Source organism: Acidaminobacter sp. JC074, assembly GCF_022496765.1.
In the GTDB taxonomy this organism is placed as follows: domain Bacteria; phylum Bacillota; class Clostridia; order Peptostreptococcales; family Acidaminobacteraceae; genus JABXKX01.
In genome coordinates, this window is record NZ_VANV01000011.1 from 51,721 (window position 1) to 65,754 (window position 14,034).

Here is a 14,034-nt window from a genome sequence, read left to right on the forward strand (position 1 = left end):
CAATCAACTCATATTTTAATCAACTTAGTGATATTACTTATACCTCATATGATGGGGTATTTTTTATTGCCTAAAACAAGCATTATTTATAGAAAATACATTTGGTCAAAATTTCTAAGATTTCTGTCAAATTATCGAATTCTTAATTTTCTTTAAATTTGATAATCTTTAATCAGGCGAAGGAAAGCGTTTACATACAGGAGGGGTATGATGAAAAAATTATTCGTTTTATTACTATCGTTAGTAATGGTATTCTCTATGGTTGCATGTGGTGGTTCAAATGAAGCCAGTGAAACAACTACTGAAGCTAAAGACGAAGCTGTAAAAATTGGTGTAACAATCTATAAGTTTGATGATAACTTTATGTCATTTGTAAGAAGAGCAATCGGTACTGCAGCAGAAGGTTCTGCAGAACTTATCTTAAATGACTCAAACAACTCACAGGCAACTCAAAATGATCAAGTAGATATGATGATTTCTAAAGGTGTTAAGTCTTTAGCTATCAACTTAGTTGATCCTCAAGCTGCTCCAACAATCATCACAAAAGCTGAACAAGCTGGTTTACCAGTAATCTTCTTTAACAAGGAGCCTGAAGCATCTGTACTTAAGAGCTATGACAAAGCATGGTATGTAGGTACTGCATCAAGTGAAGCTGGTATCATCCAAGGTGAAATGATTGCTGAAATGTGGAAAGCAAATCCTGAGTGGGATAGAAATGGTGACGGTGTCTTAAATTATGTATTAATGAAAGGTGAACCAGGTCATCCAGATGCAGAAGCTAGAACTAAGTACGCTGTAGACGTCGTTAAAGAAGCTGGAATCGAAATGAATGAGTTAGAATTACAAACAGGTATGTGGGACTCTGTAAAAGGTAAAGAGTTAATGGATGCTTGGTTAGCTAAGCATGGCGACGAAATTGAGTTTGTTATTTGTAACAATGATGGTATGGCTTTAGGTGCTATAGAATCTCTTAAAGGTAATGGTTACTTCGGTGACGGTACTTACATGCCAGTAGTTGGTGTTGATGCGATTCCAGATGCTTTAGAGCAAATCAAATCAAACTACATGGCTGGTACAGTATTAAACGATGCTAAAAACCAAGGTAAAGCAACATTTGAATTAGCATACAATGTAGCAATGGGTAAAGAGCCACTAGAAGGTACTGATTGGGAATTAGACGGTAACAAGGCTGTTCGTGTTCCATACGTTGCAGTAACAATTGATAACATTGATTTTGCTGAAGAAGCATACAAGTAGTATTTATATCGAGATGCTTATGCATCTCGATTTTACAAGTCTAATGGAGGTAACTTTATGAATGACTACATTCTAGAAATGATTGACATCACAAAGGAATTTCCTGGTGTAAAGGCACTCGATGAAGTCTGTTTACGTGTAAAGCCGGGTACGGTACATGCCTTAATGGGTGAAAATGGTGCTGGTAAATCAACCTTGATGAAGTGCTTATTTGGTATTTATAGAAAAGACAACGGTCGCATACTGTTGGATGGACAAGAAATTAAGTTTACTTCTTCAAGAGATGCATTAGATCATGGTGTATCTATGGTTCATCAGGAGTTGAATCAAGTACAAACAACTAGAATCATGGACAATATCTGGTTAGGAAGATTTCCTCATAAAGGCTTGTTCATTGATGAAAATAAAATATATCAAGATACTAGAGAAATATTTAGGTCTTTAGAGATTAAGCTAGATCCTAGACAAAAGGTAGAAACTCTACCTGTTTCAGAAAGTCAGATGGTTGAAATTGCTAAGGCGGTTTCTTATAATTCTAAGATCATTGTTATGGACGAACCAACATCTTCTTTAACAGAAAATGAAGTCCAGCATTTATTTAGAATTATAAAGTCTCTAAAAGAACAAGGCGTTGCTGTTATTTACATTTCTCATAAGATGGAGGAAATTGATCAGATTGCTGATGAAGTCACCATTATGAGAGACGGTAAATGGATTGCAACAGAATCGGTTAATAATATCACCACGGATGAAATCATTAACTTAATGGTCGGTCGTGATTTGACCCATCGTTTTCCACACAAAACCAATACGCCAGGTGAATCCATCTTAAAGGTGGAAGGCTTAACGGCTAAGTATCAACCATCTATTATTGATGTGTCTTTTGAACTTAGACAGGGTGAAATTCTTGGTGTTGCAGGCTTAGTTGGTGCAAGAAGAACAGAGCTAGTAGAAACTATATTTGGTGAAAGAAAGAAAACCGAAGGCAAACTTATTCTGCATGGCAAAGAAATTGATAATAAATCACCTTACTATGCCATAAAAAATGGTTTTGCTCTTGTAACAGAAGAAAGAAGAGCAACAGGTATCTTTGCGGAACTGGACATACAGTTTAACTCCGTCATAGCCAATATAGACAAGTATATCCCATGGTACCAGTGGATCAATGAAAGAATGATTCAACAAGATACCCAGTGGGTTATAGAGAGCATGAATGTTAAAACGCCACATCAGAAAACCAGAATTGAATCACTCTCTGGTGGTAACCAGCAGAAAGTAATTATTGGTAGATGGCTTTTAACAGAACCAGAAATACTATTACTTGATGAACCGACAAGAGGTATTGATGTTGGTGCCAAGTTTGAGATCTATCAGTTAATGATTGAACTGGCAGAAAGAAAAAAGGCAGTCATGATGGTTTCATCGGAAATGCCTGAACTGCTAGGGGTAACCGATAGAATTCTAGTTATGAGTAATGGTCGTATGGCGGGTATTGTTAATACCGCTGAAACGACTCAGGAAGAAATTTTAAGATTATCAGCGAAGTATCTGTAATAGGAGGTCGAGATGACTAGATTACAAAAAAATATGATATCAAGAAGGGATAGACTTAAAAATCTAACTTTCTCAGATGTTATGGATTACATGATGCAAAAAGCTATTTTTATAGTTTTACTTGGTCTCCTAGTAGCAATTGTTATCATAGATCCTGATTTTATATCGATTAATAACTTTAAAAATATACTGTCACAATCATCTACAAGAATCATTATGGCACTTGGTGTTGGTGGTATCATTGTTGCAAAAGGAACAGACCTATCACTTGGTAGACAAGTTGGTTTAGCGGCTGTTGTATCTGCTTCACTTTTGCAAAAGGCTGATTATGCATATAAGATGTATCCAGACTTACCCGTATTACCAATCATAGTACCGATTATACTTGTTATGTTAATTACAGCAGGTTTCTCACTCATCAATGGTATTGTAGTAGCTAAGTTTAAGGTAGATCCCTTTATTGCAACATTAGGTATGATGGTTATTGTATATGGTGTCAACTCTATATACTTTGATAGACCGCCTTATGGGGCTCAACCGATTGGTGGTTTAGATGAGAGATTTACAAGATTTGCCCAGGACTCAGTAGAAATATTTGGACTAAACATACCACTTCTGATGATCTATGCAACCATTGTCACCGTCCTGGTCTGGGTCTTATGGAATAAGACTAAGTTCGGTAAAAACATATTTGCCATCGGTGGTAACCAGGAAGCTGCCATTGTATCGGGTGTTAATGTTGTTAAATACTTGCTACTCGTTTACATGTTTGCAGGTTTATTATATGGTTTTGGTGGAGCTTTAGAAGCTGCGAGAATCGGTTCTGCAACAAATAATACCGGTATGAACTATGAGTTAGATGCCATCAGTGCATGTATTGTTGGTGGTCTGTCCTTCTCAGGTGGTAGAGGTACAGTACCAGGCATTGTAACAGGTGTTTTAATATTCCAAGTTATTGCATATGGTTTAACTTTTATTGGTGTCAACCCATATTGGCAGTTCATCATCAAAGGTTTAATTATCATCTCTGCAGTAGCAATCGATAATAGAAAATTCATTAAAAAGAAATAGTCCCCACCTATGAGTATGCGAAAGCATGCTCTTTTCTTTGTTTTGATTAAACGTTAAAATGGTGAAAAGCTTATCAATAATGCAAGGTTCATGTATAATGGATTTATGGTATTAGAGGATTGAGGTTAGTTCAATTATTTATATTAGGAGAAAAGATATGCAAATAGCTTTAACAAAGAAACTGGCTGATGGTTTAAAGTTAAAACCTCCAGCAGCAGATGAAACTATTGATCCGATTTTTACATGGACAGCTAACTGGATATGTGTTTGGTCAAATAGATCAGCAAATGATATGCTGGTTCTTGTAAACAATAAAACACGCTTTACAGTAGCAGTGTATGAAGTTAAAAGAAAAAACTTAAAAGATGTAGAAGCAATAATCATGAAGGCCATTAAAAACACTCTTTTGAGTATGAGTTTTAATCCGGATATGGTTGATAAGTATATGGATCAAGCCGGTCAAATCACTTTCGTTAAAAACAGTGATAGAAAAGCTTCATCTTGGGTGAGTAAATCTGGACAAGAGTTAACTGCATATATCGGCAGAACTTATAATGGCGTAGATAATGTTTATGATGATATGATTGCAAGAAACAACAATTATATGTATGTTAATTTTACTTCAGGAAGCGGTGAGTTTATGCCTTACAAAGCCATGGCCGATGCATTATCGGAGTTGACAGGTCATAAGCCATATAAGAATAAAGCTTATGAGTTGACAGTGACCCTTGACCTAGAAGTGTATAAAGCTATAAGAAAAATTATTGTACCTGCTGAGATGGATTTCTTTACTTTACATCAAGTTATACAAAATGTGTATAAGTGGAATGACGAACATCTATTTGAGTTTGCCATTGCGAATGGAGAATTCTATCCTCCAATGCTTTTCGTGGATAAAGAAGACCAATATGAACTGGGTTATTATGAACTCATGAATATACACAAAAGACATAAGTTGTCAGAGATTTTTTCTAATAATAAGGAAGTTATTTATACCTATGATTTGGGGGATTGTTGGCAACATAAAATTGAACTTACTAACGTATTAGAAGCTTATGATAAAGAACTTCCTTATCTCCTTGAAGCTTCAGGACAAACACCACCAGAAAATGTAGGCGGTGTAGGTGGTTTTATTGAGTTTAGAAAAGTTATGTTAGATGATAAACATCCAGATCATAAAGGCTATAAGAGATGGGCACCATTATGGCGTATAGAACTGAGTGAATGGCATAAAAAGGAGAAGGTTATCCACCTCTGGTAAAAGAAAGCGAGTAGCTATGAGAAAAATGTCTGAGATTATACTGGAAATGATTGATCCTTATTATAATGATTTAAGCGAGGTTGAAGCGCTTGTTAAACAAGCGGCAATTGGATGGAACGCAGCTATTATGGAGCAAACAGGCCATACAGATAGTTTTAATAAAGTATTGGAGGATCTTGAGCTAGAAGAAGGAAATGATGATAAGGAAGAATTGACTTACTTAATTAACAAGTTTAGAGATATGAAACTTATGTATCATAAAAATGACAACAGGATGATTATGGATACAATTGTTAAGGGAGCTGTTGATGGTGGTTTACATTTAGATGTTGTTGGTTCTGAAGTTGAACTTCCTAAAGAAGTTAAAGTTGGCAGGAATGATCCATGTCTTTGTGGAAGTGGGAAAAAATATAAGAAGTGTTGTCTGAACTTATAGCATATTATAATAATAAGTAGGAAATAAAGTTGAAAACTTCCCAGCAATAGTAATTGCCAGGAAGTTTTTTAGTAAATAAATTTATCGAGTACAGACTGTGGTACTTGACTGAAGTGATCAAAAATCATGCTGTAATAGCCTCGTCCTTGAGTTTTAGACCTAAGATCTGTCGCATAGCCAAACATATTAGATAAAGGAATGGTTGCTCTTAGAAGGTTTTTACCAGAGACTAACTCCATACCGTCTAACGATCCATTTCTTGATGCTATGTCACCGATGACATCACCAACGTATTCTTCAGGAACGACAATTTCTACCTTGAAGATTGGTTCTAGCAAAATAGAGTGACCAGTTTTTAAGGCTTCTAGTAAGGCGAAGGCTGTAGTTGACTTAAATCCTACTTCAGATGAATCATCATCAAACTTAATGTCTAGAAGCTCTACATGAACATCGACAACTTCATAACCTGCTATAACACCAGATTTTAATGAGGCCATGGCGGCTTCTTTACAAGCTTCAAAATAGACCTTAGGACAATCTGTAGTTAGGTTATTTGTAAATGAATGACCAGAGCCTCTTTCATTTGGACTGACTTTAAGTTTGACATATCCATAGATGCCTTGGGTGCCTACTTGCCTAGAAAGTTCATGTTCAGTAATTGTTTCAGTGGTGATGGTTTCTCTGTATGAGACTTGAGGCTTACCCACATTGGCATTGACGCCGTACTCATTGATCATTCTGTCTAAAATGATTTCAAGATGGAGTTCCCCCATACCAGAAATCAGGAGTTGACCTGTTTCTGGATGTTTATCAAACTTAAATGTCGGGTCTTCCTCAGAAAGTTTATTTAAAGATGATGTCATTTTATCCAAGTCACCTGGTGTCTTAGGTTCTACGGCAACAGAGATAACTGGAATAGGAAAGTCCATGGATTCTAAAATGATAGGGTGTGACTTATCACATAGGGTGTCTCCGGTAGTTGAAAACTTCAATCCTACTGCTGCGATGATATCACTGGTATGAATCTTCCCAAGTTCTTCTCTTTTATTGGAATGCATTAAAAGCATCTTGCCTATTTTTTCTTTTTTATCTTTAGATGCATTGTACGTTTGTTTACCTGCTTCAAGGGTGCCTGAATAAACTCTCATATAAGACAACTTACCTACATATGGGTCGGTCATAATCTTAAAAACAAGTGCTGAAAATGGACTGTCATCACTGGCTTTTCTAGATGTCTCCTGACCGGTTGGCGTATGACCGACAATATCTTTAACATCTATAGGTGATGGTAAAAAGTCATTAACTGCATCTAGAAGCATTTGCACGCCCTTGTTTTTATAAGCGGCACCGCATAATACTGGTACAATTTCATTTCTTAGGGTAGCATTTCTCAGAGCATTCAAAAGGTCCTTTGACTTTATACTTTCACCCTCTAAGTAAGCCATCATAATGTCATCGTCTGTTTCAGCGATGGTCTCTAACAACTTTTGTCTATAGTCAAGAGCTTCTTTTTTATAGGCTTCAGGAATCTCGGTGATTTCAAGTTCTTCACCATTTTCTCCTATATTATAGATGGCTTTCATATCAATTAGAGAAATAACCCCCTCAAAGTCACTTTCGTGTCCCATGGGAATTTGAATGGCCACTGGATTGGCTTTTAGTCTGTCCACAATCATCTTAATAGACCTTTTAAAGTCAGCACCGACAAGATCCATCTTATTAATAAAGACAATTCTAGGTACATGATAATGGTCCGCCTGGTGCCAGACAGCTTCGGTTTGTGGCTCAACACCACCTTTTGCATCCAGTATAACAACAGCACCGTCGAGTATTCTTAAAGACCTTTCTACTTCTACAGTAAAGTCGACGTGACCTGGTGTATCAATGATGTTTATACGTTTGTTTTGCCACTCACATGTTGTTACAGCAGAAGTTATGGTGATGCCTCTTTCCTGTTCTTGTTCCATCCAGTCCATAACTGCTGAACCATCATGTACTTCACCAATTTTATATGTAAGACCTGTATAATAGAGGATACGTTCTGTAGTGGTCGTTTTGCCTGCATCAATATGAGCCACGATGCCTATATTTCTAATGTCCTTTAGTTGATGTGTTCTTTTCATGGGACTCTCCTTTAACATATCTTTACCCATTTTTATCATAGATTATTTATCAATCAGTTATTTTATAAGCTACTAATTATATTATACATCAATATTTAGATTTGCGAAAATTCTGATAATAAAAAATGTTATTTCCTTGTATTTTAGTGGGAAATGTAACACAGGTTACTGTAAGTATACTTAAATAGTGTATAATAGAATTATCAAAAGAAGAGAAAAGGAGAAAATAATATGTTAGATAATAAAGATAAAGAATACTTCCAAACAAAACAAGGATTTGTACCTCCAGGGATTATGGTAGCAGAAAACTTTGGTGATGAGTTCCAAGAAACAATTCAATCCTATCACAAGCAAATTTGGGATGAGGGTGTGATTCCCCTAAAGTATAGATATATGATAGCGATGGCGACTGCAATCTTTGATGACAACGAACAACGTGCCAAGTTAGAAATGAGAAAAGCCATTGACTCAGGTGCTTCTAGAGAAGAACTTCTTGAAGTGATTCAGCAGCAAATATGGATGAAGGGGGCACCAACCATTTTACAAGTTGCACCACTTATTCAGATCATTAATAAGAAACTACCAAAAGCAGAGTAATCTGCTTTTTTTCATTATAAGTGTAAACTTATATAGAGGCTTATTGACAGAATTTTTACTATTGTGTAAAGTGAAATAGTACAGTACTTCGAGCTTAAGGACCTAAAGGATGCTATGGTTCTTAAGCCGATGGGTACAGAGAGAAATTTCTGTGCCTCCCAGTGTGGAAAGAAGGCTTATTTTTGTCGAACTTCCATAAAGGAAGTTTTTTTGGTTTAGGGGGTAAAAATGAAAAAGGTTATTGTAGTACTAATGGTGTTGTTGATGACAACAAATGTATTTGCAGGCGGCAAACAACTTGGTCTTGTTTCTTCTTCAATAGAAGATGGTGCGACAGATGTTGTTTTACAACCAGAGTTCGAGTTAGAGTTTTCTAACAATGTTATTAACATGACAGTTAGAGATCAAAATATGACTATGATTGAGATGCTTGATAAAAAGGGTGGTCAAGTCTCAATAGACGTGATTATGGCAGATGACCAGGTATCACCTGAGTTAAAAAGGATTGTAACCGTAAAGCCACAAGCACCATTAAATGAAGGAGAGTCTTATCAACTGGTTATTAAGGCAGGCTTTACTTCAAAAAATGATTCTTCTATAGCTGAAGATATTGTTATCAATTTCCATACTGAAGGTGGTTCAGGATTTTCGATGGTCAATATACTGATTATTGGTGCTGTCGCATTAATCGTCATTCTTGCAGCGACAATGAAGAAAAAACATGCAAAAGCGTAAATATCTTCTTTATATACTGCCTCTAATTGGCTTAATGATGGCACTCTTTATAGGAAGGTATCCAATCACTTTTAGACAAGTCATTACTGTTTTAACAGGCATGGGTGATCAGTCGATTTCTTATAATGATTATTCTTTGATTTGGGATATCAGGATGCCAAGGGCCATACTGTCCATTCTAGTAGGTGGCTCTCTAGGTATCAGTGGTGCAGCCCTTCAAGGACTCTTTAGAAATCCCCTGGTAGATTCAGGCATACTTGGTGTATCTTCAGGTGCTGGATTCGGTGCAGCACTGGCGATCATATTATTTTCAAGTACATTTTTTATTTATCTATCAGCGTTCATATTCTCAATGTTGGCAGTCTTTGTTTCTGTTAGGGTAGGGAGAATCAAAAGTCAGTCGACCACTATTTTGCTGGTTTTAGGTGGTGTTATTGTGTCGTCCATATTTTCATCCATGATATCACTCTTAAAGTACGTAGCAGATCCTTACAATGAACTGCCTTCTATTGTGTTTTGGATGATGGGATCGCTTTCTAATGCCAGTTACAAGGAAATCATAATTTCAGGTCTACCCATGGTCATTGGCGTTAGTGGTCTTCTTTTGATGCGCTGGCGTATCAATGTTCTAAGTATGGGTGAACTGGAAGCTCAGTCACTTGGCTTAAATGCTAGGTTCTTTCAACTCTTGATTATCCTGTGTACGTCACTTGCAACAGCAGGTGCTGTGGCTGTATGCGGTATCATTTCTTGGATTGGCCTTGTCATTCCTCATATTGGCCGTATGCTGGTTGGCAATAACAACAAAGATTTGCTGCCTGTTAGTTTTGCATTAGGTGGCTTGATGCTTTTGATTATTGATGTGATTGGAAGAGTCATTACAGGTGGTGAACTCCCCCTCAATATCCTAACTGCCTTAATCGGTGGTCCATTTTATATCTATCTATTAAAGAAAACAAAGGCAGGTGTTTGGTCTTGATTAAAATTAAAAACTTGGTCTTTTCTTATTCAAGTAAACCTGTTCTTGATGATGTGTCTTTACATGCAAAAAAGGGCGAAATTCTTTGTCTGTTGGGTCCAAATGGGTCTGGTAAAACTACCCTTCTTAAATGTTTGCTTGGCATACACAAAGAGACCCACGGTGACATCGTGATTCATGACAAGAACATTCATACATACGATTACAAGGGACTTGCAAAGAAGGTGTCTTATGTACCACAAAAGCAAATGTCATCTTTTCCATACAGTGTTCTAGACATGGTGGTGATGGGAAGAACCTGTCATCTAAAGACCTTGGCTAGTCCTAAAAAGAAAGATTATGATATAGCCAAGTCTTCTTTAGACTATCTAGGTATGAAAGACTTTGTTCATAGACCTTTTACAGAACTTAGTGGTGGTGAATCTCAGCTGGTTATGATTGCGAGGGCCCTTACACAAGAAAGTCAGTGCATTGTATTAGATGAACCTACAGCTCATCTAGACTATAGAAATGAGCTGGTCATCTTAGAAGCCATTAGGATGCTTTTAGACAAAGGCCATACCATTTTTATGGCAACCCATTATCCAAACCATGCTTATTACTTTGAAAATCATGGTCTTGATACCAAAGTCGCTTTTTTAAATGATGGTAAGATTCAATTTATGGGTAAGCCTAGTGATGTTTTAACAGAAGAAAATCTCGAACAAATATATCAAATAGAATCTAAGGTACTCAGACATGATCAACTCAAGCATGTGGTGCCTTTATATACAAAAGGAAGTAAGTCATGAAGAAGATTATAATTGTTTTTATGTGTATACTTATGATCGGCTGTCAGAATGTTCAAGTAGCTGATGTTGAGACACATGAAATTATAGACGGTCTTGGCAGGTCTGTACAGGTACCTGTTGAAGTAAATAAGGTAGGTTGTATTTATGCCATATCAGGTCATATTACAGCACTACTTGGTGAGGGAGAAAAGATTGTATCAGTGACATCAGGTTTAAAAAGAGATGTGATGATGATGACTCTTGTACCGACGTTAGAAGAGGCGACAGAGCCTAAAAATGGCGGCTCAATAAATATAGAAGAGCTTCTTATCAATAAACCAGATGTAATATTTGTAGCATCGGACATTGCACTTAATGAGGCAGAAACAGCTAAACTAGATAAATTTAACATTCCGTATTTGGCTGTAGCATTTGACTCTATTCAGGGTCAGCAGGATATGGTTAGAATGATTGGTAAAGTTTATGGTAAGTTAGAAGAAGCGGAAGCTTATATCACTTACTGTAACGAAAAAATAGATGAAATTTCTGAAATTACAGCTGGTATTGAAAAGCCAGTTAATGTCTATCATTCTGTTAACGAGGCGACAAGAACTGATCCGAAGGGCTCTATAGTTGAAGAGTGGTTTAATAAGACAGGCATGTACTTGGTTTCGACTTCTGATGAACTCAAGTTTATTTCAGGTGATTACTATGCTTCTTTAGAGCAAATCCTTGAATGGAATCCTGAGGTTATCTTTGCAAATGAAAATGGCGTAGATGAATATATTTTGACGGACTCCAAGTGGCAGTCGCTAGACGCAGTACAAACTGGTCAAGTATACATGTTGCCGGTTGGTATTTCAAGGTGGGGACATCCCAACTCGCTGGAGATTCCTTTTGCTATGATGTTTGCAGGTGAAAAGGTTTATCCAGACTTGTTCGAAGACTTTGACATTGAAAGTGAAATGAAATATTTCTATAAGACTTTCTTTGATGTGGATGTGTCAGATCAAATGATTGAAGAGATTCTTAACGGAGATGGTATGCGTATCAGAAAGGATGAAAGATGATGTTACTTTACATATGTATAGATGATACAGATGATTTGGATTCAAAGGGAACAGGAGAAATAGCTGAAGAGATAGCCGGGCTTCTTGAAGACAATGACTTAGGAAAGGCATCTGCTATATCAAGACATCAGCTTTATGTCCATGAAGATATTCCTTATACATCACATAATTCATCTATGTGTTTTGAATTTAAACTGAAAGGTGATTATAACAAGTTGGTGTCTTTAGCTTCGGATTATCTTAAAGCTGAATCATCACCCTTATCTGATCCTGGTTTATGTATTTATACTTTTAAGGATAAACATGATCCTTTGATTGATTTTGGTAGAAGCGCTAAAGTAAAAGTTCTAACTAAGAAGATGGCTTATGATTTTGCAAAAGAAAACAATATTTACCTAAATGAGTTTGGTGGCACAGGTGATGGTGTTATTGGTGCTCTTGCAGGTGTTGGTCTTCGTTTGACAGGTAATGATGGTCGTTTCAAAGGCAAACACAAGATTGATGAAGGTTTTTATCCAGTAGAAGATTTAAAGGCCATGTTGAAGGTGGATGAAATCATGAATCACCATACAAAGTCCTATCTACTTGAAGGCAGCGTTTATGTATCGGGAAAAGTTAAGAGTGTTCTAATTGACCATAAAAGAGTTTTACCTGTTTACTTATCGGAAGAAGGTTATAAGAATTGTTTGAAAGAGCATTTGAGGATTTATTGATGTTTGATTTAAAAGACAAGAAAAAGCTTTTTCTCTACGGAAAAGAAAACTATAAAGAATCTAGAATAGCAGCATCAGGATGTCAAAACTTTTCTGAAGACGACGAAGATGAACAGGTTGATACAGTACTTATGTCTTGTTATAACTGCCGTTACAGAAGATGGACAAGTGTATCATTTCAATGTATGAGATAAAATCGCTTTACATAGCGATTTTTTTTCGTTATGATGATAATGTTTTGGAGTGATGTTATGGAAATTTCTAAATTTAAAAATAAATTATTTGAATCCCTTATTGGCAACCTGTCTATGTTTGGCTTAAACTTAGTATTGCCAATGGTTCTTTCTAGAATCTATGGTGTAGAAGTTTATGGTAACTATGTTTATGGTATGACCATTGTTTCTATTGCCATGTTTTTAGCCAACTTAGGTATGGATACGGGCCTTTTATACTTTATACCGAAAACAGGTAAGAAGTATGTTTCTGCTGCTTTTATGGTTAATCTAATAACAAGTGGTATGACCATCATCATACTATATATCATGATGCCTGCTAAGGTACATCCTTACCTAGGACTTATCTGGTTGTTATCTGCTGAACAGTTGTTCTTCAGTATATTTAGGGCAAGACATCATATCAAGCAGTTTTTTATTATAAAATCACTTCTTGGTATCGGTGGCATCATTGTGATTTCGTATATTTTCTATATGTTTTCAGGTGCCAGAGACATCAATATCATATTAGCGGCTTATATGTCAGCGATTTTATCAATAAGTGTCTACTTCTTGCTATGTAAAGACATGTTTTCTTCTATTAAACTTAGAAGAGAGTTCATCACTTATTCCATGGCCATTATTTTAGGTTCTGTGATGTCTCTTCTGATCAATTACATTGATATTGTTATGATAGAAGCCATGATGACAAGTAAAGATGTGGCCCTTTATAAGGTTGGTACAGACCTAGCCCAACTACCATCCATATTCTTAACAGTTGTCAACACAGTTTTTCCACCTTTGATTTCAAAGCTTTATCATGAAGGCAAGGTGGATGAAGTGAGAAGGATGTATGAGAAACTGACAAGGTACTTGTTCTTAGTATCCTCTGTCGTCATTATAGCCATTATGCTATTTTGGAGACCACTTTTATCTCTGTATGGACCAGTATATACAGCATCAAAAATGGTTTTAATTTATAGGGGGATAGGCCAACTTGTCAATGCAAGTGTGGGTTCTGTATGGTACATTGTCTTGATGACAGGTCATCCTAGAATTCGATTTATAGGTGTTTTGGTTTCAGCTGTTTTAAATGTAACGCTCAACTACTTACTTATTCCGATTATGGGCATCGATGGTGCAGCACTGGCATCTATGTGTTCAACAGTATTTATCAATATTTTAGGCTTCTTTATTGTTAAGAAGATCTTAAATTCAAAAGTATATTTTATCATTTAGTCATACATCTGTATGGC

14 protein-coding genes and 1 riboswitch are annotated in these 14,034 nt (G+C 36.3%); of the genes, 13 read left to right on the forward strand and 1 reads right to left on the reverse strand.

Going from position 1 to position 14,034, the window contains the following annotated elements; genetic code table 11:
- Positions 1-210: 210 nt before the first annotated feature.
- The 5 genes from mglB to EZV73_RS13475 all read left to right on the forward strand — a co-directional run bounded on the left by mglB (position 211) and on the right by EZV73_RS13475 (position 5,579).
- Entirely contained in the window at positions 211-1,257 is a 1,047-nt protein-coding gene (mglB, locus tag EZV73_RS13455) for a galactose/glucose ABC transporter substrate-binding protein MglB (protein ID WP_240840854.1), read from the forward strand.
- A 57-nt stretch (positions 1,258-1,314) separates the two neighbouring features.
- The gene (mglA, locus tag EZV73_RS13460; protein ID WP_240840855.1) at positions 1,315-2,811 is read left to right on the forward strand and encodes a galactose/methyl galactoside ABC transporter ATP-binding protein MglA; all 1,497 of its coding nucleotides are present in this window, start codon (positions 1,315-1,317) and stop codon (positions 2,809-2,811) included.
- Positions 2,812-2,823: 12 nt separating this feature from the next.
- Positions 2,824-3,882, forward strand: coding sequence for a galactose/methyl galactoside ABC transporter permease MglC (mglC, locus tag EZV73_RS13465; RefSeq protein ID WP_240840856.1), 1,059 nt, complete (start codon positions 2,824-2,826; stop codon positions 3,880-3,882).
- Positions 3,883-4,039: 157 nt separating this feature from the next.
- On the forward strand, positions 4,040-5,143 hold the full coding sequence (locus tag EZV73_RS13470; protein WP_240840857.1) for a plasmid pRiA4b ORF-3 family protein: 1,104 nt from the start codon (positions 4,040-4,042) through the stop codon (positions 5,141-5,143).
- Positions 5,144-5,159: 16 nt separating this feature from the next.
- A complete protein-coding gene (locus EZV73_RS13475; RefSeq protein ID WP_240840858.1) occupies positions 5,160-5,579 on the forward strand; it encodes a YecA family protein in 420 nt (139 codons plus the stop codon).
- 68 nt (positions 5,580-5,647) lie between these two features.
- Here EZV73_RS13475 and fusA read toward each other — a convergent pair whose 3' ends face one another.
- A complete protein-coding gene (gene fusA / locus EZV73_RS13480; protein ID WP_240840859.1) occupies positions 5,648-7,702 on the reverse strand; it encodes an elongation factor G in 2,055 nt (684 codons plus the stop codon).
- Positions 7,703-7,933: 231 nt separating this feature from the next.
- Here fusA and EZV73_RS13485 point away from each other — a divergent pair, with 231 nt between their 5' ends.
- The 8 genes from EZV73_RS13485 to EZV73_RS13520 all read left to right on the forward strand — a co-directional run bounded on the left by EZV73_RS13485 (position 7,934) and on the right by EZV73_RS13520 (position 14,017).
- Positions 7,934-8,299 (forward strand): carboxymuconolactone decarboxylase family protein, encoded by a 366-nt coding sequence (locus tag EZV73_RS13485; protein WP_240840860.1) that lies wholly within the window; start codon positions 7,934-7,936, stop codon positions 8,297-8,299.
- A 74-nt stretch (positions 8,300-8,373) separates the two neighbouring features.
- A riboswitch (molybdenum cofactor riboswitch) is annotated at positions 8,374-8,489 on the forward strand.
- Between the two features lie 38 nt (positions 8,490-8,527).
- Positions 8,528-9,034 (forward strand): Ig-like domain-containing protein, encoded by a 507-nt coding sequence (locus tag EZV73_RS13490; protein WP_240840861.1) that lies wholly within the window; start codon positions 8,528-8,530, stop codon positions 9,032-9,034.
- Entirely contained in the window at positions 9,021-10,013 is a 993-nt protein-coding gene (locus EZV73_RS13495) for an iron ABC transporter permease (protein WP_240840862.1), read from the forward strand. Before EZV73_RS13490 ends, EZV73_RS13495 begins: the two co-directional genes overlap by 14 nt.
- Entirely contained in the window at positions 10,010-10,804 is a 795-nt protein-coding gene (locus EZV73_RS13500; protein WP_240840863.1) for an ABC transporter ATP-binding protein, read from the forward strand. Before EZV73_RS13495 ends, EZV73_RS13500 begins: the two co-directional genes overlap by 4 nt.
- Positions 10,801-11,853, forward strand: a complete 1,053-nt coding sequence (locus tag EZV73_RS13505; RefSeq protein WP_240840864.1) for an ABC transporter substrate-binding protein — start codon at positions 10,801-10,803, stop codon at positions 11,851-11,853. Before EZV73_RS13500 ends, EZV73_RS13505 begins: the two co-directional genes overlap by 4 nt.
- Positions 11,850-12,566, forward strand: coding sequence for a hypothetical protein (locus tag EZV73_RS13510; RefSeq protein WP_240840865.1), 717 nt, complete (start codon positions 11,850-11,852; stop codon positions 12,564-12,566). Before EZV73_RS13505 ends, EZV73_RS13510 begins: the two co-directional genes overlap by 4 nt.
- Positions 12,566-12,760 (forward strand): hypothetical protein, encoded by a 195-nt coding sequence (locus EZV73_RS13515; protein WP_240840866.1) that lies wholly within the window; start codon positions 12,566-12,568, stop codon positions 12,758-12,760. Before EZV73_RS13510 ends, EZV73_RS13515 begins: the two co-directional genes overlap by 1 nt.
- Positions 12,761-12,817: 57 nt before the next feature.
- The gene (locus EZV73_RS13520) at positions 12,818-14,017 is read left to right on the forward strand and encodes a flippase (RefSeq protein ID WP_240840867.1); all 1,200 of its coding nucleotides are present in this window, start codon (positions 12,818-12,820) and stop codon (positions 14,015-14,017) included.
- The last annotated feature ends 17 nt before the right edge of the window (positions 14,018-14,034 follow it).